Here is a 21,516-nt window from a genome sequence, read left to right on the forward strand (position 1 = left end):
TTTTATGGGGCAAGACGCAGCCCAACATTAAACAGCACCAATAGCGTTGTCAGCAATCTGAGAGGCGACTATTACTCGTAAGTAAAGGTATAAATCGCATTGGTGGAGACCAGACCGGTTGTCACGCTGGCACCTGCATCAGACGATTTCACGTAAGACGCTTTAAAGTTGTAGGTTGCGATACCGTTGGTAAAGCTTTCTTCCATCGTGTTAGAAGGATCGTTGATTTTCACCAGCGAGAGAGCGTTGGCATCGTCAACATGGTGAACCGCGATATCAACCGCTTTCGCCGCCTCGATACCGCTGCGGGTCAGCGTTTCGTCGTTATCCAGGGTGCCCTTCGTATTGCTAAAAGAGGAGGACATCGTCAGATGTGATTTCACCAGGCCTGCGCCAGCATCGGAGCAGTCGATAATGATGGAGAAATCTTCTGCGTTTACGCCTGCGGTGCTGTTTTGAACTTCTGCGGTAACATCGCTAACGTGTGCGGTTTTCAGAGTAACCGTACCGTCGATATTGCTATTACCAACAGCGGAGCTGACGACTTTTTTACAGGTTTCAGCGCTGACCAGACCTTCAAAATTAATACGACCACCTTCGACAGCCATAACGGAAGAAGAGCCTAAAGCCATAAATACGGCTGTCGCCAGGAGAACTTTTTTCATACTTGCATCCTTACAAAATGAGATAAATGTACCACTTCAATAAGATTAAAGAGGGACGGCACATTTTATGCGTATATTTCATTATGTAAAATAACGAAATATTATATGTTTGTTTAAACGATATTTGTGGTGAATTTTTTTTTCAAAAGCAAAAATGCTGATTAGATTTATATGTTTTTTAATGATGTTTAAAAACAAGATAGTACATTAAATCTGCAAAAAAAGCGGCTTTAGGGGGAGAGGGATGTTAATGAATTCACTGAATCAATTTAATAATTTTACATATAAATGACATTCATTTTTGCTAAACAATCTTTTAAGTGAAAATAACGATTGGATTTATTCCATTAATTAGTGAGCGAAGTAATAATACAGGTTTCTTAAAAATAATATTAATTAAAAATTACCAGTATGCTGGTGCGGGGGTATGTTGATGAACAAGCTGCGTCAGCGCGACGCCATCGTCGGGGAAGCGCAGTTTTGGAGCGATCTCAAACAGCGGCCACAGCATAAAGCCGCGGTTTTTCATGTCGTAGTGCGGAACCGTCAGACGGTCGGTGTTAATCACTTCATCGCCAAACAGCATAATGTCGAGGTCCAGCGTGCGCGGCCCCCAGCGTTCCGCTTTGCGCACCCGGCCCTGTTGCAGCTCAATGCGCTGGGTATGGTTAAGCAATTCTTCGGGGGTGAGGGCGGTATCCAGCGCCACCGCGGCGTTCAGGTAATCGGGCTGATCCTGTGGGCCAAGCGGCGGCGTGCGGTAAAACGAAGAAACCGCAACGATACGGCTATCGGGAATGTTGGCGATAGCCTTCAGGGCGGCATTGACCTGCTCCAGCGGAGAGGCCAGATTACTGCCAAGCGCGATATATGCGATCGTCATACGGTGCCCTCGCGGCGCGGCGCGCGTTTGCGCGGACGTGAACGGCGGCGGCGTGGAGCAGGATCGTCGTCCAGCTCGTTGAGCATCCCTTTTTGTTCCGGCGGCGCGGAAGCCTGAAACTCGGCCCACCACTGCGCCAGACGTTGCAGCTCAGTATTATTTTCCACCTGAGCGCGCAGCTCCAGCAAATCAAACGCGGCGCGGAATTTAGGATGTTCCATCAGCTTCCAGGCGCGTTTGCCCTGACGACGGGACATCCGTAACTGAAGCTGCCAAATATCACGGGTAAGCGTGGTCAGACGTTTCGGGATCGCCAGCGAACGGCAGGCTTCATCCAGCACGTCATTCATGGCCAGCGCGAAAGCGTCGTAATAGGCCAGACCGCTCTCCTGAGCGATTTTTTGCGCCATTTCCAGCAGCGGATACCAGAACATGGCGGCAAACAAAAATGCCGGATTAACGCGCATTTCGTTACGGATGCGGTTATCCGTATTCTTCAACACCAGTGCAATGATGCGTTCCATTGCGCTGTCGCCGTTTTCGGTGAAATAACGCGTAATGGTAGGAAACAACGGCTGGAAGAGGTGGTATTCCCGCAGTTGTTGATAGGTTTCAAAACCGTTCCCCGCCTGCAACAGCTTCAGCGACTCTTCGAACAGGCGCGCGGGAGGAATGTCGTTTAGCAAGGTTGCCAGACGCGGGATTGGCTCAGCCGTTTCAGGGCTGATACGCATATTGAGCTTCGCAGCGAAACGCACGGCGCGCAGCATTCGAACCGGATCTTCGCGGTAGCGCGTTTCCGGATTGCCGATCAGGCGAATCACGCCTTCTTGCAGATCCTGCATCCCGCCGACGTAATCGCGCACGGTAAAATCCGCCACGCTGTAGTAAAGGCTGTTGATGGTGAAATCGCGGCGCTGGGCATCTTCTTCGATAGAGCCGAAGATATTATCGCGCAGCAGCATACCGTTTTGCCCACGCTGGGAGGTCGTACGGTCGCTTTCACTGCCTTCATGATGACCACGAAACGTTGCCACTTCGATAATTTCCGGGCCAAACATCACGTGAGCCAGGCGGAAACGACGCCCCACCAGACGGCAATTGCGGAATAATTTCCGTACCTGATCCGGTGTTGCGTTGGTGGTCACGTCGAAATCCTTCGGCTTTTTGCCGAGCAGGAGATCGCGGACGCCGCCGCCGACCAGGTAGGCTTCATAGCCCGCTTTGTTCAGCCTGTACAGTACCTTGAGGGCATTTTCACTGATATCTTTGCGGGAGATAGCGTGCTGTTCACGCGGGATAATCGTCATATGTGGACGGGCGACGGCTTGTTCTGCCTCGCTCTCCTCGCGGCTTAACACCTTACGGCAAAAATTAGCGACTCGGGTAAAAATAGCGCACCTCGGTAGTGTCATACATTAATAAGATCAACTTACTCTATGTCTTTCGCATTACGGCAGACGGGCGTAAGAGAACAACGCGACCTGGGCTGTAAGCATCATTAACGCCGCAGCAATGCGAAAGACGATGAGCAAAAATAGCGGCTAATCATAGCTCAGCGAGACGCATTTGAGAATGCCGGATTTACATTAGCCGATGTGGGTACGGCTGCAAGCCTCCAGTGCTCCACCGCAAAGCGCAGCAACTCCTCAACAGACATCTCCTGCCACGCTACGACGTCGCGTTGGCCTAAAAAGCGCAATGCCTGGACCAGTACCGGGCGCGGATCGCCTGTCGCAAGCGCAGGGGCATGATTTTGCTTGGAAAGTTTAGCGCCTTGTTCGTTGAGCGCCAGCGGAAGGTGCACGTAACCTGGCGCACGCCAGCCAAACTGTTTATACAGCGAAAGTTGTCGGACAGTGGGTTCGATTAAATCTGCGCCGCGGACGATCTCCGTCACCCCCTGAAAATGATCGTCGACCACCACGGCCAGATTATAAGCAAACAGTCCGTCGCGGCGGTGGATAATAAAATCTTCGCTCGCCAGCTGTGGGTCAGCCTGGATGTCGCCGCGCAAGGCATCATGGAAACGCATCACCGGATGCTGCTGTTTAATTCTGACGGCGGCATTCTCCGGCCCGTGGTATAACGTCCGGCAATGGCCGTCGTAAATACCGCCCAGACGTTGAATGCGCGAGCGGGGGCAAGTGCAGTAGTAGCTCAGTCCCTGCTCGTGAAGCCAGGCCAGCGCCTCGCGATAAGCCTCATGACGCTGTGATTGCCATAAGACCTCGCCATCCCAGTGCAGGCCGTAATGTTCCAGCTGGCGCAGAATGGTCGCTGCGGCACCGGGAACTTCACGTGGGGGGTCGATATCCTCTATGCGAACGCGCCAAATTCCGCGTTGCGCACGGGCTTGTAAATAGCTGCCGAGGGCGGCGATTAACGAGCCGAAATGCAGTTCGCCGGATGGCGACGGCGCGAAACGGCCAATATAGTGTGAGTCAGTCATGCTGCGGGCAATAAAGAATAAGGCGGGAAAACTCCCGCCTGTCATAAATAGGGTAGAAACGAACGGGATTAACCCGCCATCTGTTTTTCGCGAATTTCAGCCAGCGTTTTGCAGTCGATGCACAGATCGGCTGTTGGACGCGCTTCCAGGCGGCGGATACCAATCTCCACCCCGCAGGACTCGCAATAACCGAAGTCTTCATCTTCCACTTTCTTCAGCGTCTTCTCGATCTTTTTGATCAGTTTGCGCTCACGGTCACGATTACGTAACTCCAGGCTAAACTCCTCTTCCTGCGCGGCGCGATCGACCGGATCGGGGAAGTTGGCGGCTTCGTCCTGCATGTGCGTCACAGTGCGATCGACTTCATCCCGGAGTTGATTACGCCATGCTTCAAGAATACGCTTGAAGTGCGATAGCTGGGCTTCGTTCATATACTCTTCGCCCGGTTTCTCCTGGTACGGCTCCACCCCAGCGATGGCGAGAATACTCAGGGACGATGTTTTACGGTTTTGCCCTTCTTGCATGTTGCTTCTCCTTAACACGCACTATCGATCCCCATGTTCGGGGGAAAATCAGGTCGCTATAAATAGCAGATGCTTTTCCGGATAGCAATTATCTAAACGTAACACTTGACAACCCTGTGAGGAAAAGCGTATTTACGCACGCGGCCAGAATACTTAATAATCAGGCTGTTATTCCACTACAACGTTATGGGTACTGGTTCGTTCAGTTCCATTTTTTGGGCTGAAAGTTCTGCTTTATAAGCTAAAACTTCCACGCCTTTATTCTGAGCCTCGCTCAATAGCTGCGCGTATTTTATATCGATATGACGTGCGGGTGAAAAACGTGTAATGGCGGAGTGCAGCACCGCGAACACCACCACCGCGCGATGACCTGCCGCCGCAACGCCCATCAACTCCCGAAGATGTTTTTGCCCTCGTTCGGTGATGGCGTCGGGAAAATAACCGTTTTCTTTTTCCGCTAACGTGACCGATTTCACTTCAATATAGCAGTCCGGGCGGAAATCTGCCTGTAACATAAAATCTATACGGCTGCGCTCGGCGCCATATTTGACTTCACTTTTCAGAATATTGTACCCCGCCAGCGCCGGCAGGCGATTCTCCTGAATCGCTTCTTTCGTTAGCTGGTTCGCCCGCAGCGTATTCACGCAAATGAATGCGCCGGATTGCGTTTCAGTCAATTCCCAGGTATGCGGATATTTGCGTTTAGTATTTTCTGATGTCGAATACCAGACGGTATCGCCTGGCGTGGCGCAGCCGGTCATTGCGCCGGTATTAGGACAGTGCAGCGTAAGCGTCGTACCGTCAGGGGTGATCACATCGGCTAAAAAACGTTTATAGCGCTGAATCAACGTAGCGCGTTGTAAAGGGGGGGAGAATAGCATCGACATTCCTTCATTATTATTCGCCCAGCGTCCAGCGCTGCAGCTCGGCATAGCGGGTACGGCCTTGCCCATACGAAGAGGCGTAAAGCGCAAATGACGTAACCGGAAATGACCAGCAAAAGCCCGGCGGCGGGATAGCCACCGTATGGCTGGCGTCGCGCAGCAGCGTAATATGCGGGTGAAAAGGCTGCGGGCTTTGGTAACAACCGCTGCGGGCGGCCTGCGCGCGCAGCATATTAGCCAACTGCAACAACCCGTGCGGCGGCTGGCGCATCCCCAGCCACACCACGCGTGAACGCAGCCACTGACCGGCGTCATCCAGATGTAGCGTAAAGCCCGGCTGGCGAATTCGTCCGGCCAGTTGCGCAAGCGCGCGCTGCTTATCGTTACTGACGTCGCCTAAAAAGGCCAGCGTCAGGTGTAGGTTCGCCGCTGCCACGGGGCGTCCGTCTTCAGAGGCAAAATGGGTGGCGCGCCAGGCGATAATTTGCGCGCGCGCGTCGTCGGGTAAGTCAATCGCAAAAAACAGCCGTTTTGGCTCAGACATAGGGATACTCGGTTATGGATTAACACGATGCTACAATGCGGCGCAAAGAAAGTTAACCCCGTGGAGCCGTTTGTGACGTCATTGCCCGTTGCCGCCGTATTGCCTGAATTGTTGACAGCCCTCAAAACCGCGCCGCAGGTTTTGTTGTCCGCGCCTACCGGGGCGGGGAAATCCACCTGGCTGCCGTTGCAACTCCTGCAACAAGGTCCGGTTGCTGGAAAAATTCTCCTGCTTGAACCGCGTCGTCTGGCGGCGCGTAATGTCGCGCAGCGTCTGGCGGAAGCGTTGAATGAAAAGCCTGGCGAAACGGTAGGTTACCGGATGCGCGCGCAAAGCTGCGTGGGGCCGCGTACCCGGCTGGAAGTGGTGACAGAAGGCGTATTGACCAGAATGATTCAGCGCGATCCCGAATTACGCGGCGTGGGGCTGGTGATACTGGATGAATTTCATGAGCGCAGTTTACAGGCGGATTTAGCGTTGGCGCTGTTGCTGGATATCCAGCAAGGGCTTCGTGACGATCTCAGGCTGTTAATCATGTCAGCGACGCTGGATAACGACAGGCTCTGTCAGCGACTGCCTGATGCGCCGACGATCGTCTCGGAGGGGCGCGCGTTCCCGGTGGAGCGACGTTATCAACCGCTTGCGGCGCATTTGCGTTTTGATGAAGCCGTCGCGATGGCGACAGCGGAACTGCTGCGCAATGAAAACGGTTCGCTGCTGCTATTTTTACCCGGCGTAGGCGAAATACAGCGCGTTCATGAACATCTGGCGTCGCGGGTAGGGAGTGATGTCCTGCTTTGTCCGCTGTATGGCGCATTGTCTCTGGAGGCGCAACGCAAAGCGATTGTTCCCGCACCCGCCGGGATGCGTAAAGTGGTGTTGGCGACTAACATTGCCGAAACCAGTTTGACGATTGAAGGGATTCGTCTGGTCGTCGATAGCGCTCAGGAGCGCGTGGCGCGATTCGACGCGCGAACGGGACTGACGCGGCTGGTTACGCAGCGTATCAGTCAGGCGTCAATGACGCAGCGTGCGGGGCGCGCCGGACGACTGGCGCCGGGAATCTGTTTACATCTGCTGGCAAAAGAACAGGCGGAGCGGGCGGCGGCGCAAAGCGATCCGGAAATCTTACACAGCGACCTCTCCGGTTTGTTGATGGAGGTGTTGCAGTGGGGATGTCACGATCCGGCATCGCTTTTCTGGCTGGACAGGCCGCCGGAGGTGAATCTTCAGGCCGCCCGCCGTTTATTATTGATGTTAGGCGCGCTGGAGGGCGAGCGATTAAGCGCGCGGGGGCGGAAAATGGCGGCAATGGGTAACGATCCGCGTCTGGCGGCGATGTTAGTCAACGCCGACGAGGGCGATAGCGCCGCCACCGCCGCCATGCTCGCGGCCATCCTTGAGGACCCGCCGCGCGGCGGCGGTACGGATTTAAGCGTGCTATTTTCGCGGCGACAGCCGGGCTGGCAGCAGCGTAGCCAGCAGCTTTTAAAACGGCTGCAGGTGCGTAATGGCGAGCCGGATAGCGCGCTTATTATGCCGCTATTGGCCAGAGCGTTTAGCGACCGCATCGCGCGGCGCCGTGGTCAGGAAGGGCGCTATCAGTTAGCCAATGGTATGGGAGCGATGCTAGATGCGGATGACGCGTTGGGACGTCATGAATGGCTGATCGCGCCGCTGTTGCTGCAAGGGAGCGCCTCGCCGGACGCCCGAATATTGTTGGCGCAGCCGCTGGATATTGCCTCGCTGATTCAGTCGTGTCCTGATTTACTACGCCAGTCTGACACGGTTGAATGGGACGAAGCGCAGGGAACGTTGAAAGCGTGGCGCAGAATGCGTATTGGACAGTTGACGGTTAGCGTTCAGCCACTGGCGAAGCCGTCTGAAGAGGAGCTTCATCAGGCGATGCTGAACGGCATCCGCGATAAAGGTCTGGCCGTCCTTAACTGGACGCCGGAAGCGGAGCAGTTCCGTCTGCGTCTGCACTGTGCGGCGAAATGGCTGCCGGAATATGACTGGCCTGCCGTGGACGAGGCGTCGCTGCTGGCGACTCTGGAAAACTGGTTGCTGCCGCACATGACAGGCGTACAGTCGTTACGGAGTCTGAAATCTCTGAATGTGACTCAGGCGTTACGGGGACTGCTTGACTATGCCATGCTGCAACGTCTGGATAGTGAACTGCCTGGGCATTACACTGTGCCGACGGGAAGCCGAATAACGATTCGTTATCATGAAGATAACCCGCCCGCTCTGGCGGTCAGAATGCAGGAAATGTTTGGCGAAGCGAAGACTCCAACCATCGCTCAGGGCCGCGTGCCGCTGGTGCTGGAGCTGCTTTCGCCTGCGCAGCGACCGCTACAGATTACGCGCGATTTAAGCGCTTTCTGGCAGGGGGCGTATCGCGAAGTGCAAAAAGAGATGAAGGGCCGTTACCCCAAACATGTCTGGCCGGACGATCCGGCGAATACGGCCCCAACGCGGCGCACGAAGAAGTATTCGTGACGTGTTATACGTTGCCTCCAGGCCGGATAAGGCGTTAATCGCCATCCGGCAAAAGGGTAAATTGAGAGATTTCTTCTTCTGTCGTCTGGCGGAAGAATAGAGAATCGGGCCTTTGCGCCTGTATGTTGCGGAGAAAAAGCATGGCGGGGAATGACCGCGAGCCGATTGGACGTAAGGGGAAACCGTCACGTCCTGTGAAACAAAAGGTGAGCCGTCGTCGGCAGCATGACGACGATTATGATGATGACTATGAGGATGAAGAACCGATGCCGCGTAAAGGTAAGGGCAAAGGGCGTAAGCCTCGTGGCAAGCGCGGCTGGCTGTGGCTATTGCTAAAACTGTTTATCGTTTTTGTGGTGCTGTTCGCCATTTACGGCGTCTATCTGGATCAAAAAATCCGCAGCCGTATTGATGGCAAGGTCTGGCAGCTTCCGGCGGCGGTATATGGCCGGATGGTGAACCTTGAGCCAGACATGCCTGTCAGCAAAAACGAGATGGTGAAATTGCTGGAAGCGACGCAGTATCGTCTGGTGACGAAGATGACCCGTCCCGGCGAATTTACCGTGCAGGCCAATAGCATTGAGATGATCCGTCGTCCGTTTGACTTCCCGGACAGCAAAGAAGGGCAGGTGCGCGCGCGGCTGACGTTCAGTGACGGGCGTCTGGAAACCATCGTCAATCTGGATAACAACCGCCAGTTTGGCTTCTTCCGTCTCGATCCGCGGCTTATCACCATGCTTTCTTCGCCAAATGGCGAGCAGCGTTTATTCGTCCCGCGCAGCGGTTTCCCGGATCTGCTGGTCGATACGCTGTTGGCGACGGAAGACCGTCATTTCTATGAGCATGATGGCATTAGTCTTTACTCTATCGGGCGTGCGGTGCTGGCCAACCTGACGGCGGGACGCACGGTGCAGGGGGCCAGTACGCTAACCCAGCAGCTGGTGAAGAACCTGTTCCTCTCCAGCGAAAGATCATACTGGCGTAAAGCGAATGAAGCCTACATGGCGCTGATCATGGATGCCCGTTACAGTAAAGATCGTATTCTTGAGCTGTACATGAACGAGGTCTACCTCGGTCAAAGCGGGGACAATGAAATTCGCGGTTTTCCTCTGGCGAGCCTGTATTACTTTGGTCGTCCGGTAGAGGAACTGAGCCTCGATCAGCAGGCGTTACTGGTTGGGATGGTTAAAGGGGCGTCGATTTATAACCCGTGGCGCAACCCGAAACTGGCGCTGGAGCGTCGTAACCTGGTGTTACGCCTGTTACAGCAGCAGAAAATCATCGATCAGGAACTCTATGACATGCTGAGCGCGCGTCCGCTTGGCGTACAGCCGCGCGGCGGCGTTATTTCACCGCAGCCAGCGTTTATGCAGATGGTTCGTCAGGAACTGCAGGCGAAGCTGGGGGATAAAATTAAAGATCTCTCCGGCGTGAAGATCTTCACCACCTTTGACTCCGTGGCGCAGGATGCCGCAGAAAAAGCCGTTGTCGAAGGCATTCCGGCGTTGAAGAAGCAGCGTAAATTGAGCGATCTGGAAACCGCGATGGTGGTAGTGGATCGCTTTAGCGGCGAGGTGCGCGCGATGGTTGGCGGGGCGGAGCCGCAGTATGCCGGCTATAACCGTGCCATGCAGGCGCGCCGTTCCATCGGGTCGCTGGCGAAACCGGCGACCTATCTGACCGCGTTAAGTCAGCCGAACTTATACCGTCTGAACACCTGGATTGCCGATGCGCCGATTTCTCTGCGCCAGCCGAATGGTCAGGTCTGGTCGCCGCAGAACGACGATCGTCGCTACAGCGAAAGCGGGAAAGTGATGCTGGTGGATGCGTTAACTCGCTCAATGAACGTACCGACGGTCAATCTGGGGATGGCGTTAGGTTTACCGGCGGTAACCGATACCTGGACGAAGCTCGGCGTGCCGAAAGATCAGCTCAATCCGGTTCCGGCGATGCTGTTAGGGGCGCTGAACCTGACGCCGATCGAAGTGGCGCAAGCGTTCCAGACTATCGCCAGCGGCGGAAATCGCGCGCCGTTATCAGCGCTGCGTTCGGTTATTGCGGAAGATGGTAAGGTGCTGTACCAAAGTTATCCGCAAGCTGAACGCGCCGTACCGGCACAGGCGGCTTACCTGACGCTATGGACAATGCAGCAGGTCGTCCAGCGTGGTACGGGGCGTCAGCTTGGCGCGAAATATCCGGGTCTGCATCTGGCGGGTAAAACCGGGACGACAAACAACAATGTCGATACCTGGTTTGCCGGTATCGACGGCAGCCAGGTGACTATCACCTGGGTAGGCCGTGATAACAACCAGCCGACGAAATTGTACGGTGCCAGCGGCGCGATGGCGATTTACCAGCGCTATCTGGCGAACCAGACGCCGACGCCTTTAGTTCTGACGCCGCCGGAAGATGTGGTGGATATGGGCGTTGATTACGACGGTAATTTTGTCTGTAGCGGCGGTATGCGCACTCTGCCGGTCTGGACGGACGATCCAAATACGCTGTGCCAGCAGGGCGAGATGATGCAGCAACAGCAGCCGTCAGGCAATCCGTTCGATCAGTCGTCTCAGCCGCAACAGCCTGCGCAGCAACAGCCGCCGAAAGAAGAGAAGAGCGACGGCGTTGCCGGCTGGATTAAGGAGATGTTCGGCGGCAATTAATCACGGTAATAGTGCCGGGTGGCGCTGTGCTTACCCGGTCTACACCGTTACGACTCCATTACGCGCGACGTAGGCCGAATAAGATGCTTACGTCGCCATCCGGCAAATCCCCTATAAATAACATTTCAGTCTAATTTATTAACCCTTCCTTTTCATCTGGTTGTTTCTTAACCCCTTAGTTTTCGTAGGGCCGCGTATCGCTTGCCATTGCGACGATATTTCGCCTATCATGCTGCTGTTATAATAATAATTATCGTTTACGTTATCATTCACTTTCATCAGAGATATACCAATGGCGCGTCTTAAAACTGCTCAGCCAAACTCCTCACTGCGTAAAATCGCAGTTGTAGTAGCCACAGCGGTTAGCGGCATGTCTGTCTATGCACAGGCGGCGGTTCAACCGAAAGAAGAAACCATTACCGTAACCGCAGCGCCTGTCGCGCAGGAAAGTGCCTGGGGGCCGGCTCCGACCATTGCCGCGAAGCGTTCCGCCACCACCACCAAAACTGATACACCTATCGAAAAAACGCCACAGTCGGTTTCGGTGGTCACTAACGAAGAGATGCAGATGCATCAATTCCAGTCAGTAAAAGAAGCGTTGGGTTACACGCCGGGCGTAACGGTAAGCAGCCGCGGCGCTTCCAATACCTATGACTTCGTGATTATCCGTGGCTTCTCTTCCGTCGGCCTGAGCCAGAATAACTATCTGGATGGCCTGAAATTGCAGGGTAACTTCTACAACGATGCGGTTATTGATCCCTACATGCTTGAGCGTGTTGAGTTGATGCGTGGCCCAACGTCCGTTCTCTACGGTAAGAGCAACCCGGGCGGTATCATTTCGATGGTTAGCAAGCGGCCGACTACTGAGCCGCTGAAAGAAATTCAATTCAAAATGGGGACGGACAATTTGTTCCAGACCGGTTTTGATTTTAGTGATTCCCTGGATGACAACGGTGAGTTCTCATATCGTCTGACGGGACTGGCGCGTTCGACAAATGAGCAGCAAAAGAGTTCTGAGTCGCAGCGCTATGCGATTGCGCCCTCTTTTACCTGGCGTCCGGATGAGAAAACGAATTTTACGTTCCTTTCTTATTTCCAGAACGAACCAGAGACCGGCTACTACGGCTGGCTGCCGAAAGAGGGAACGGTTGAACCATTACCGAATGGTAAACGTCTGCCAACGGATTTCAACGAAGGGGCGTCAAACAACACCTATTCTCGTAACGAGAAAATGGTGGGATACAGTTTCGAGCATGGCTTCAACGACACTTTTACCGTGCGCCAGAATTTACGTTTTGTCGAAATGAAAACCGCGCAAAAAAGCGTCTATGGCACGGGGATTGCGGCGGACGGCCATACGCTTAACCGCGGTACTATCGTTGACAACGAGCGTTTACAGAATTTCAGCGTAGATACACAACTGGAAAGTAAATTCGCGACCGGCGATATTGATCATACGTTGCTGACGGGTGTCGATTTCATGCGTATGCGTAATGATATTAACGCGACGTTTGGTAGCGCGCCGTCAATCGATCTCTATAACAATTACCATCCTGAATACTTTGCTTTCGGCGGCGCTGAGCCGTACCAGATGAACGAAAGTAAACAAACAGGCCTTTATGTTCAGGATCAGGCGGAATGGAATAAGTGGGTATTTACTCTCGGCGGCCGTTATGACTGGTCTAAACAAGCGACAACGGTGCGTCAGAATTCCACTACGCCGACAGAAGGATATATTGAACGTAATGACCACCAGTTCACCTGGCGCGGTGGCGTAAACTACGTATTCGATAATGGAATTTCACCTTACTTCAGCTATAGCCAATCTTTCGAGCCAAGCGCCTTCGATTTGTGGAGCACCCCACGCGTTTCTTACAAGCCGTCAAAAGGCGAGCAATATGAAGCAGGGGTGAAATATGTACCGAAAGACATGCCGGTTGTTGTTACGGGTGCCGTTTATCAGTTGACCAAAACCAATAACCTGACCGCCGATCCAACCAACCCATTAGCGCAGGTGCCGGCAGGCGAAATTCGTGCGCGAGGTGTAGAGCTGGAAGCCAAAGCAGCATTGACGGCTAACATCAATATGACGGCGTCTTACACTTATACTGATGCTGAATACACGAAAGACACTAATCTGAAAGGGAATACGCCAGAGCAGGTGCCTGAACACATGGCGTCGTTGTGGGGCGATTACACCTTCAACGACGGTCCGTTGTCAGGTTTAACGCTGGGAACAGGCGGTCGTTTTATTGGTTCCAGTTACGGCGATCCGGCCAATAGCTTCAAGGTAGGCAGCGCAGCGGTGATGGATGCGGTCGTCAAGTACGATCTGGCGCGTTTTGGTATGGCGGGCTCCAGCATTGCGGTTAACGTTAATAATCTGCTCGACCGCGAATACGTCGCCAGCTGCTTCCAGACCTACGGCTGTTTCTGGGGCGCAGAACGTCAGGTCGTTGCAACGGCAACCTTCCGTTTCTAATTTCTTTTTGGGCACGGCTTGCCGTGCCCGTTTTACAAGTTGGCTGCGATGCAGGAAAACCACATTCATTCCGATACCACCTTTGCGCTGCGAAGCGTCGCCTTTCGTGTGCCGGGCCGCACGCTTTTACACCCTCTCTCGTTAACGTTTCCCGCAGGTCGCGTCACCGGACTTATCGGCCATAATGGTTCCGGTAAATCCACGCTGTTAAAAATGCTGGGCCGCCATCAGCCGCCTTCCGAAGGGGATATTCTGCTCGACAATCAGCCGCTGGCGAGCTGGAGCAGCAAGGCGTTTGCCCGCAAAGTTGCCTATCTGCCTCAACAATTGCCGCAGGCGGAAGGAATGACGGTGCGCGAACTGGTAGCGATTGGCCGCTATCCGTGGCACGGCGCGCTGGGGCGCTTTGGCGTCGCGGACCGGGAAAAAGTAGACGAGGCGATTACGCTGGTCGGCTTAAAACCGCTGGCGCATCGTCTGGTAGACAGTCTTTCCGGCGGCGAGCGCCAGCGCGCGTGGATTGCCATGCTGGTCGCGCAGGACAGCCGTTGTCTGCTGCTGGATGAGCCGACGTCAGCGCTGGATATCGCCCATCAGGTTGACGTGCTGGCGCTGGTGCATCGTTTAAGCCAGCAGCGCGGGCTGACGGTGGTTGCGGTGCTGCACGATATCAACATGGCGGCCCGCTACTGTGATTATTTAGTCGCGCTACGCGGCGGTGAAATGATTGCGCAAGGAACGCCTGCGGAACTGATGCGCAGTGACACGCTGGAGCAGATTTACGGTATCCCGATGGGTATCCTTCAGCATCCGGCGGGCGCGGCACCTGTGAGTTTTGTGTATTAATGCGTGATTTATATCCTCTTACTCGCCGCCGTTTATTAACGGCGATGGCGCTCTCGCCGCTGCTGTGGCAAATGAATACGGCGCAGGCTGCCGCTATCGATCCCCGCCGGATTGTGGCGCTGGAGTGGCTGCCGGTTGAGCTGCTGCTGGCGCTCGGTATTACGCCTTATGGCGTGGCGGACGTACCAAATTATAAGCTGTGGGTTAGCGAACCGCCGTTGCCGGATTCGGTGATTGATGTGGGTCTTCGCACTGAACCCAATCTCGAACTGCTGACGGAGATGAAGCCGTCGTTTATGGTCTGGTCGGCAGGTTACGGACCCTCGCCGGAAAAATTGGCGCGGATCGCGCCGGGGCGCGGGTTCGATTTTAGCGACGGCAAAAAGCCGCTGGCGGTGGCCCGACGCTCGCTGGTTGAACTGGCGCAGACGCTGAATCTGGAAGCTGCGGCAGAAAAACATCTGGCGCAATACGATCGCTTCATCGCCAGCCAGAAGCCGCATTTTATCCGCCGCGGGGGGCGTCCGTTACTGATGACGACGCTTATCGATCCACGGCATATGCTGGTGCTCGGCCCGAATTGCCTGTTCCAGGAGGTGCTGGACGAGTATGGCATTGTCAATGCCTGGCAGGGTGAAACCAAGTTTTGGGGCAGTACGGCGGTCAGCATCGATCGGCTGGCGATGTATAAAGAAGCGGATGTGATCTGCTTCGATCACGGGAATAGCACCGATATGAACGCGCTGATGGCAACGCCGCTGTGGCAGGCCATGCCGTTTGTCCGCGCCGGGCGCTTTCACCGGGTGCCCGCCGTTTGGTTCTATGGCGCGACCCTCTCCACGATGCATTTTGTCCGCATCCTGGATAACGTGTTGGGAGGCAAAGCGTGAGCAGAAAACGTGAAATGCCGGATGGCGGCGCGAAAAACGCCTTATCCGACCTACGGTTCGGGTGCTTTGTAGGCCGGATAAGGCGAAGCCGCCATCCGGCGTTGCTGTTATTGGCGCTGTTTGTTGCCGCCTGCTGGCTGACATGGGGTAACTTCTCCGTTGCGCTACCGCGCAGTCAGTGGCAACAGGCTATCTGGTCACCGGATATCGACATCATTGAGCAGATGATTTTTCATTACAGCCTGCTGCCAAGACTGGCGATTTCGCTGCTGGTGGGCGCGGGGCTTGGGCTGGTAGGCGTCCTGTTCCAGCAAGTATTACGTAACCCGCTGGCGGAACCGACCACGCTGGGTGTGGCGACCGGCGCGCAATTGGGGATCACGGTGACTACGCTTTGGGCGATTCCCGGCGCGCTGGCCACGCAGTTTGCCGCCCTGACGGGAGCCTGTATCGTCGGCGCGCTGGTGTTCGGCGTGGCGTGGGGCAAACGTCTGTCGCCAGTGACCCTGATCCTCGCTGGGTTGGTGGTTAGCCTCTATTGTGGTGCAATCAACCAGTTACTGGTGATTTTCCACCACGATCAGTTGCAAAGCATGTTTTTATGGAGCACCGGAACGCTGACGCAAACCGACTGGAGCGGCGTGCAGCGTCTGTGGCCGCAGTTGCTGGGCGGTGTGATGCTCACGTTATTGTTGCTACGTCCGATGACGCTGATGGGGCTGGATGACGGCGTTGCGCGTAATCTGGGGCTGGCGCTGTCGTTAGCGCGTCTGGCGGCGCTGTCGTTGGCGATTGTGTTGAGCGCGCTGCTGGTCAACGCGGTGGGCATTATCGGTTTTATCGGCCTGTTTGCGCCGCTGCTGGCGAAAATGCTTGGCGCAAGACGTCTGCTGGCGCGCCTGATGCTGGCGCCGCTCATTGGGGCGCTTATTTTGTGGCTATCCGATCAGATTATCCTTTGGCTCACCCGCGTATGGATGGAAGTTTCCACCGGTTCAGTGACGGCGCTAATCGGCGCGCCGCTGCTCCTGTGGCTGCTGCCGCGGCTTAAAAGCATGAGCGCGCCGGATATGAACGCCAGCGATCGTGTGGCGGCGGAGCGTCGGCATGTCCTCGCTTTTGCCGTTGCCGGTGGCGCGCTCCTGCTACTGGCAACATGGGTCGCGCTCTCTTTTGGTCGCGACGCGCACGGCTGGACGTGGGCGAGCGGAACGCTGCTTGAAGAACTGTTGCCGTGGCGCTGGCCGCGGATACTGGCGGCGTTAATGGCGGGCGTCATGCTGGCGGTGGCGGGCTGCATTATTCAGCGTCTGACCGGTAATCCAATGGCCAGTCCGGAAGTGCTGGGGATCAGTTCCGGAGCCGCGTTTGGCGTGGTGTTGATGCTGTTTTTGGTGCCGGGGAATGCCTTCGGTTGGCTACTGCCCGCCGGAAGCCTGGGCGCGGCGGCGACACTGCTGATTATTATGTTAGCCGCCGGACGCGGCGGTTTCTCGCCACAACGGATGTTGCTGGCGGGGATGGCGCTCAGCACCGCGTTTACCATGCTGCTAATGATGCTCCAGGCGAGCGGCGACCCGCGGATGGCGGAAGTGTTGACCTGGATCGCAGGATCTACCTATAACGCCACTGGCGGGCAGGTTACGCGAACCGCGATCGTGATGGTAATTTTGCTGGCAATTGTGCCATTGTGTCGCCGCTGGTTAACGATTTTGCCACTGGGCGGCGATGCCGCGCGCGCGGTGGGCATGGCGCTTACGCCGTCGCGTATCGCGCTGCTGGCGCTGGCGGCTTGTTTGACGGCAACTGCGACGATGACCATTGGGCCGCTGAGTTTCGTTGGACTGATGGCGCCGCATATTGCGCGGATGCTCGGTTTTCGCCGGACGATGCCGCATATGGTCATCTCGGCGCTGGCAGGGGGCGTTTTACTGGTCTTTGCCGACTGGTGCGGTAGGATGGCGCTATTTCCGTATCAGATCCCGGCGGGACTGCTTTCAAGCTTTATTGGCGCGCCGTACTTTATCTATTTGCTACGTAAACAGAGCCGCTGAGTTTGCCGGATGGCGGCATAAATGCCTTATCCGGCCTACGGCGTAGAATGTAGGCCGGGTAATCGTCACCCGGCAATTCATCCTTTACAATTTCGCAAACACCCGGCGCGCGGCGTCAATAGTACTATTAATGTCGTCCATGCTGTGTGCGACCGACATAAAACCCGCCTCAAACGCCGATGGCGCCAGATACACGCCTTCCTCCAGCATCAGGTGGAAGAAACGCTTAAAGCGTTCAACGTCGCACGCCATCACGTCCTGATAGCAGGTTACGCTCTCAGCGTCGGTGAAGAAAATCCCGAACATGCCGCCGACATGGTTGACGACCAGTGGGATCCCCGCTTCCTGCGCCGCTTCGCACAGCCCTTCCGCCAGACGGGTGGTGAGCTCATCCAGCGTTTCATGAATGCCGGGCTGGGCGACTTCATTCAGGCAGGCGAAACCGGCCGCCATCGCAATAGGGTTGCCGGAAAGGGTGCCCGCCTGGTAAACCGGGCCCGTCGGCGCCAGCGCATCCATTACATCGCGACGACCGCCAAACGCGCCTACCGGCATCCCGCCGCCGATGATTTTACCCAGACAGGTCAGGTCCGGCACGACGCCGTAGTAATCCTGGGCTCCGGCCAGCGCTACGCGAAAACCGGTCATCACTTCGTCGATAATCAGCAGCGCGCCGAACTCATCGCACAAGGCGCGCAGACCGGGCAGGAATTCCGGCAGCGGCGGGACGCAGTTCATGTTGCCCGCCACCGGCTCGACGATGATACAGGCGATTTCCTGCGGATATTGTTCAAACGCCGCGCGCACTGACGCCAGATCGTTATAAGTGCAGGTCAGCGTATGTTTCGCGAAATCTGCCGGCACGCCCGGCGAGTTCGGCTGACCGAGCGTCAGCGCGCCAGAACCGGCTTTGACCAGCAGGCAGTCTGCGTGGCCGTGGTAGCAGCCTTCGAATTTGATAATCTTATCGCGGCCAGTAAAACCACGCGCCAGGCGAATAGCGCTCATCGTCGCTTCGGTACCGGAGTTCACCATGCGCACCATGTCCATGGTCGGCACCAGGTTGGTGACCAGTTCCGCCATTTTCACTTCCATTTCGGTTGGCGCGCCGAAGCTTAAACCGCGCTCCGCAGCTTCGATCACCGCATTGCGGATAGCCGGGTGGTTATGCCCCAGTACCATTGGCCCCCAGGAACCGACATAGTCGATATACGCTTTGCCATCGACATCGTACAGATACGCGCCGTCCGCTTTTTCGATAAACAGCGGGGTGCCGCCCACGCCAGTGAAGGCGCGAACAGGGGAGTTCACACCGCCGGGGATCAGCTCGCGGGCCGCGCTATAGAGATTTTCAGACTTACTCATGGAAAGATTCCTGGTTCGTAGAAAAAGTGAATACCCGCTATTCTAAGTTATTCAGAGAAGGTTATGAAAGTTTTACGCATTTGAAACAATACGATTTGCAGGGGATTTTCGCGGCGTTGGCGAGTAGAATGCCGACTTTAGATTTGTATTACCAATTAATGATCTTCTGATGAAAACAGACACTTCCACCTTTTTAGCTCAGCAAATTGTGCGCTTACGGCGCAGAGATCAGATTCGCCGGTTAATGCAGCGGGATAAAACGCCGCTGGCCATCCTGTTCATGGCGGCCGTTGTCGGCACGCTTACCGGACTGGTTGGCGTCGCCTTTGAAAAGGCGGTTTCCTGGGTACAAAACATGCGCATTGGCGCGTTGGTTCAGGTCGCGGACCATGCGTTTTTGCTTTGGCCGCTGGCCTTTATCCTTTCGGCGTTACTGGCGATGGTCGGCTACTTTTTGGTACGAAAATTTGCGCCGGAAGCCGGCGGCTCGGGTATCCCGGAAATTGAAGGCGCGCTGGAGGAGTTACGTCCGGTGCGCTGGTGGCGCGTGTTGCCGGTGAAGTTTATCGGCGGGATGGGGACGTTGGGCGCAGGAATGGTATTAGGGCGCGAAGGGCCAACGGTACAAATCGGGGGCAACCTGGGGCGCATGGTGCTGGATGTTTTTCGTATGCGCAGCGCCGAAGCGCGGCATACGTTGCTGGCGACCGGCGCGGCGGCGGGGCTCTCTGCGGCGTTTAACGCGCCGCTGGCGGGTATCCTGTTTATTATTGAAGAGATGCGCCCGCAGTTTCGCTACAACCTGATTTCGATTAAAGCGGTGTTTACCGGCGTCATCATGTCGAGCATTGTGTTCCGCATATTTAACGGCGAAGCGCCGATTATTGAAGTCGGCAAACTGTCTGATGCGCCGGTTAACACGCTGTGGTTATACCTTATCCTCGGTATTATTTTTGGCTGCGTCGGGCCGGTATTTAATTCGTTGGTGCTGCGTACCCAGGATATGTTTCAGCGCTTTCATGGCGGCGAAATTAAAAAATGGGTGCTTATGGGCGGCGCGATCGGCGGCCTGTGCGGTATTCTGGGGTTGATTGAGCCGGAAGCGGCAGGCGGCGGATTTAACCTTATTCCTATCGCCGCGGCAGGTAATTTTAGCGTCGGGCTACTGCTGTTCATCTTTATTACCCGGGTGGTCACGACGCTGCTTTGCTTTTCTTCCGGCGCGCCGGGGGGCATTTTCGCCCCGATGCTGGCGCTGGGAACGCTGCTTGGTACGGCCTTCGGTATGGCGGCGGCAGTGCTTTTCCCGCAGTATCACCTGGAGGCCGGTACCTTTGCGATTGCCGGGATGGGGGCGCTGATGGCGGCGTCGGTGCGCGCCCCGTTGACGGGGATTGTGCTGGTGCTGGAGATGACCGATAACTATCAGCTCATTTTGCCAATGATTATCACCTGTCTTGGCGCGACACTATTAGCCCAGTTTTTGGGCGGGAAACCGTTATACTCAACCATCCTGGCGCGCACTCTGGCGAAGCAGGATGCGGAACAGGCGGCGAAAAACCAGAATGCGCCTGCGGGCGAGAATACTTGAACGAATTACCAGGGTATTAGATAATGACTGCCAATATTGGGTGAAAATTTATCCAATTACCGATGTCGTTTGGAGCAAAATATGAGTGATGACGTAGCGCTGCCGCTGCAGTTTACCGACGCAGCAGCGAATAAAGTAAAAAGTCTTATCGCTGACGAAGATAACCCGAATCTGAAACTGCGCGTGTATATCACCGGCGGTGGTTGCAGCGGCTTCCAGTATGGTTTTACCTTTGACGATCAGGTTAACGAAGGGGATATGACCATCGAAAAACAGGGCGTTGGCCTGGTGGTTGACCCGATGAGTTTGCAGTATCTGGTGGGTGGTTCGGTGGATTATACCGAAGGCCTGGAAGGTTCCCGCTTCATTGTAACCAACCCGAATGCGAAAAGTACCTGCGGGTGTGGCTCTTCCTTCAGCATTTGATTGCTGTTCGTTGTGCCGGATGGCGACGCGAGCGTCTTATCCGGCCTACAACATCTTTCCTGTAGGCCCGATAAGCGTAGCGCCATCGGGCAAAACAATATCAACGTCCGTTTTCATCCAGTGCAAACGTCGGCAATTTCAAATGCCAGCGAATGGCCGCCAGCCGAATGAACAGCGTGACGACCATACCCATCATGCTGGCGCTTTCCAGCGGTACTGAAAACGTATAAAACGCGGTGGCGTGAACAATCCCGCCGATAATACAGGCCGTGGCATAGATTTCGGTGCGTAGGATCATGGGAATCTCGCGTGCCAGAACATCGCGAATAATCCCGCCGCCGACGCCGGTAATCACGCCCATACAGACTGCCACTAATGGCCCCGTTTCAGCGAGGAAGGCTTTATTCACCCCAATGCCGACAAACACCGCCAGCCCGACCGCATCCAGTACCGGCAACATCCATTTCGGCAGACGTCTTGGCTGGCGAACCAGCAGGATGGTCAGCATACTGGTGACCATGGCGACGACCAAATCGGTAGGATCTTTAACCCAGAATACCGGGCCGTTATCCAGCGCCATATCGCGGATTGTCCCGCCGCCGACGGCAGTAACGACGCCGAGCACCAGGACGCCGAACGGGTCCATACGTAATTTCCCGGCCAGCAACACGCCAGAGATAGCAAATACAGCCGTGCCTACAATATCCAGCCAATAGACGAGCATTGTCGAATCCCCACTGGGAGCCTG

Annotated in this window: 17 protein-coding genes; 8 read left to right on the forward strand and 9 right to left on the reverse strand. The window is 55.5% G+C overall.

Annotated elements, in window-relative coordinates; all coding sequences use genetic code 11:
• Nucleotides 1-71: 71 nt before the first annotated feature.
• From NA624_RS05935 to thpR, 7 genes are all read right to left on the reverse strand, one after another.
• Nucleotides 72-665, reverse strand: a complete 594-nt coding sequence (locus tag NA624_RS05935; protein ID WP_000756783.1) for a fimbrial protein — start codon at nucleotides 663-665, stop codon at nucleotides 72-74.
• Nucleotides 666-1,068: 403 nt separating this feature from the next.
• On the reverse strand, nucleotides 1,069-1,548 hold the full coding sequence (folK, locus tag NA624_RS05940; protein ID WP_000150782.1) for a 2-amino-4-hydroxy-6-hydroxymethyldihydropteridine diphosphokinase: 480 nt from the start codon (nucleotides 1,546-1,548) through the stop codon (nucleotides 1,069-1,071).
• Complete coding sequence (gene pcnB, locus NA624_RS05945) at nucleotides 1,545-2,942, reverse strand: polynucleotide adenylyltransferase PcnB (protein ID WP_204100804.1); 1,398 nt, start codon at nucleotides 2,940-2,942, stop codon at nucleotides 1,545-1,547. The genes folK and pcnB overlap by 4 nt, the downstream gene beginning before the upstream one ends.
• A 161-nt stretch (nucleotides 2,943-3,103) precedes the next feature.
• Complete coding sequence (gene gluQRS, locus NA624_RS05950; protein ID WP_001549989.1) at nucleotides 3,104-4,000, reverse strand: tRNA glutamyl-Q(34) synthetase GluQRS; 897 nt, start codon at nucleotides 3,998-4,000, stop codon at nucleotides 3,104-3,106.
• Between the two features lie 68 nt (nucleotides 4,001-4,068).
• Nucleotides 4,069-4,524 carry an RNA polymerase-binding protein DksA gene (gene dksA / locus NA624_RS05955; RefSeq protein WP_001155232.1) on the reverse strand — a complete coding sequence of 152 codons (456 nt, stop codon included), beginning with the start codon at nucleotides 4,522-4,524 and terminating at the stop codon, nucleotides 4,069-4,071.
• 176 nt (nucleotides 4,525-4,700) lie between these two features.
• On the reverse strand, nucleotides 4,701-5,405 hold the full coding sequence (gene sfsA / locus NA624_RS05960; RefSeq protein WP_000899412.1) for a DNA/RNA nuclease SfsA: 705 nt from the start codon (nucleotides 5,403-5,405) through the stop codon (nucleotides 4,701-4,703).
• Between the two features lie 16 nt (nucleotides 5,406-5,421).
• Nucleotides 5,422-5,952, reverse strand: coding sequence for an RNA 2',3'-cyclic phosphodiesterase (gene thpR / locus NA624_RS05965; protein ID WP_001294182.1), 531 nt, complete (start codon nucleotides 5,950-5,952; stop codon nucleotides 5,422-5,424).
• 72 nt (nucleotides 5,953-6,024) lie between these two features.
• On the opposite strand from thpR, the gene hrpB reads away from it, so the two are divergent.
• The 6 genes from hrpB (at nucleotide 6,025) to fhuB (ending at nucleotide 17,386) form a co-directional block, all read left to right on the forward strand.
• A complete protein-coding gene (gene hrpB, locus NA624_RS05970) occupies nucleotides 6,025-8,454 on the forward strand; it encodes an ATP-dependent helicase HrpB (protein ID WP_024134452.1) in 2,430 nt (809 codons plus the stop codon).
• A 140-nt stretch (nucleotides 8,455-8,594) separates the two neighbouring features.
• A complete protein-coding gene (mrcB, locus tag NA624_RS05975) occupies nucleotides 8,595-11,114 on the forward strand; it encodes a bifunctional glycosyl transferase/transpeptidase (protein ID WP_000918126.1) in 2,520 nt (839 codons plus the stop codon).
• Between the two features lie 292 nt (nucleotides 11,115-11,406).
• The gene (fhuA, locus tag NA624_RS05980) at nucleotides 11,407-13,596 is read left to right on the forward strand and encodes a ferrichrome porin FhuA (RefSeq protein ID WP_000113229.1); all 2,190 of its coding nucleotides are present in this window, start codon (nucleotides 11,407-11,409) and stop codon (nucleotides 13,594-13,596) included.
• Between the two features lie 48 nt (nucleotides 13,597-13,644).
• A complete protein-coding gene (gene fhuC, locus NA624_RS05985) occupies nucleotides 13,645-14,442 on the forward strand; it encodes a Fe3+-hydroxamate ABC transporter ATP-binding protein FhuC (RefSeq protein ID WP_001157205.1) in 798 nt (265 codons plus the stop codon).
• The gene (gene fhuD / locus NA624_RS05990) at nucleotides 14,442-15,332 is read left to right on the forward strand and encodes a Fe(3+)-hydroxamate ABC transporter substrate-binding protein FhuD (protein WP_001205355.1); all 891 of its coding nucleotides are present in this window, start codon (nucleotides 14,442-14,444) and stop codon (nucleotides 15,330-15,332) included. The genes fhuC and fhuD overlap by 1 nt, the downstream gene beginning before the upstream one ends.
• Nucleotides 15,333-15,346: 14 nt before the next feature.
• On the forward strand, nucleotides 15,347-17,386 hold the full coding sequence (gene fhuB, locus NA624_RS05995) for a Fe(3+)-hydroxamate ABC transporter permease FhuB (protein ID WP_001542777.1): 2,040 nt from the start codon (nucleotides 15,347-15,349) through the stop codon (nucleotides 17,384-17,386).
• A gap of 84 nt (nucleotides 17,387-17,470) precedes the next feature.
• Here the strand turns inward: fhuB and hemL are convergent, their stop codons facing one another.
• Nucleotides 17,471-18,751 (reverse strand): glutamate-1-semialdehyde 2,1-aminomutase, encoded by a 1,281-nt coding sequence (gene hemL, locus NA624_RS06000; RefSeq protein ID WP_000045246.1) that lies wholly within the window; start codon nucleotides 18,749-18,751, stop codon nucleotides 17,471-17,473.
• 169 nt (nucleotides 18,752-18,920) lie between these two features.
• Here hemL and clcA point away from each other — a divergent pair, with 169 nt between their 5' ends.
• Together clcA and erpA are read left to right on the forward strand one after the other, a co-directional pair.
• A complete protein-coding gene (gene clcA, locus NA624_RS06005; RefSeq protein WP_000845430.1) occupies nucleotides 18,921-20,342 on the forward strand; it encodes a H(+)/Cl(-) exchange transporter ClcA in 1,422 nt (473 codons plus the stop codon).
• An 81-nt stretch (nucleotides 20,343-20,423) separates the two neighbouring features.
• Nucleotides 20,424-20,768, forward strand: coding sequence for an iron-sulfur cluster insertion protein ErpA (erpA, locus tag NA624_RS06010; RefSeq protein ID WP_001278668.1), 345 nt, complete (start codon nucleotides 20,424-20,426; stop codon nucleotides 20,766-20,768).
• A 100-nt stretch (nucleotides 20,769-20,868) separates the two neighbouring features.
• Here the strand turns inward: erpA and NA624_RS06015 are convergent, their stop codons facing one another.
• Complete coding sequence (locus NA624_RS06015; RefSeq protein WP_000964234.1) at nucleotides 20,869-21,492, reverse strand: TRIC cation channel family protein; 624 nt, start codon at nucleotides 21,490-21,492, stop codon at nucleotides 20,869-20,871.
• Nucleotides 21,493-21,516: the final 24 nt, after the last annotated feature.

It is taken from the genome of Salmonella sp. NW38 (assembly GCF_051807745.1).
GTDB lineage: Bacteria > Pseudomonadota > Gammaproteobacteria > Enterobacterales > Enterobacteriaceae > Salmonella > Salmonella enterica.

What these genes read in the sequence shown, in the direction of transcription:
- gluQRS (WP_001549989.1), bottom strand. Translation starts at nt 4,000, where the DNA reads ATGACTGACTCACACTATATTGGCCGTTTCGCGCCGTCGCCATCCGGC.
- fhuB (WP_001542777.1), top strand. Translation starts at nt 15,347, where the DNA reads ATGCCGGATGGCGGCGCGAAAAACGCCTTATCCGACCTACGGTTCGGG.
- sfsA (WP_000899412.1), bottom strand. Translation starts at nt 5,405, where the DNA reads ATGCTATTCTCCCCCCCTTTACAACGCGCTACGTTGATTCAGCGCTAT.
- NA624_RS06015 (WP_000964234.1), bottom strand. Translation starts at nt 21,492, where the DNA reads ATGCTCGTCTATTGGCTGGATATTGTAGGCACGGCTGTATTTGCTATC.
- fhuC (WP_001157205.1), top strand. Translation starts at nt 13,645, where the DNA reads ATGCAGGAAAACCACATTCATTCCGATACCACCTTTGCGCTGCGAAGC.
- clcA (WP_000845430.1), top strand. Translation starts at nt 18,921, where the DNA reads ATGAAAACAGACACTTCCACCTTTTTAGCTCAGCAAATTGTGCGCTTA.
- fhuD (WP_001205355.1), top strand. Translation starts at nt 14,442, where the DNA reads ATGCGTGATTTATATCCTCTTACTCGCCGCCGTTTATTAACGGCGATG.
- NA624_RS05935 (WP_000756783.1), bottom strand. Translation starts at nt 665, where the DNA reads ATGAAAAAAGTTCTCCTGGCGACAGCCGTATTTATGGCTTTAGGCTCT.
- hemL (WP_000045246.1), bottom strand. Translation starts at nt 18,751, where the DNA reads ATGAGTAAGTCTGAAAATCTCTATAGCGCGGCCCGCGAGCTGATCCCC.
- thpR (WP_001294182.1), bottom strand. Translation starts at nt 5,952, where the DNA reads ATGTCTGAGCCAAAACGGCTGTTTTTTGCGATTGACTTACCCGACGAC.
- dksA (WP_001155232.1), bottom strand. Translation starts at nt 4,524, where the DNA reads ATGCAAGAAGGGCAAAACCGTAAAACATCGTCCCTGAGTATTCTCGCC.
- erpA (WP_001278668.1), top strand. Translation starts at nt 20,424, where the DNA reads ATGAGTGATGACGTAGCGCTGCCGCTGCAGTTTACCGACGCAGCAGCG.
- mrcB (WP_000918126.1), top strand. Translation starts at nt 8,595, where the DNA reads ATGGCGGGGAATGACCGCGAGCCGATTGGACGTAAGGGGAAACCGTCA.
- fhuA (WP_000113229.1), top strand. Translation starts at nt 11,407, where the DNA reads ATGGCGCGTCTTAAAACTGCTCAGCCAAACTCCTCACTGCGTAAAATC.
- folK (WP_000150782.1), bottom strand. Translation starts at nt 1,548, where the DNA reads ATGACGATCGCATATATCGCGCTTGGCAGTAATCTGGCCTCTCCGCTG.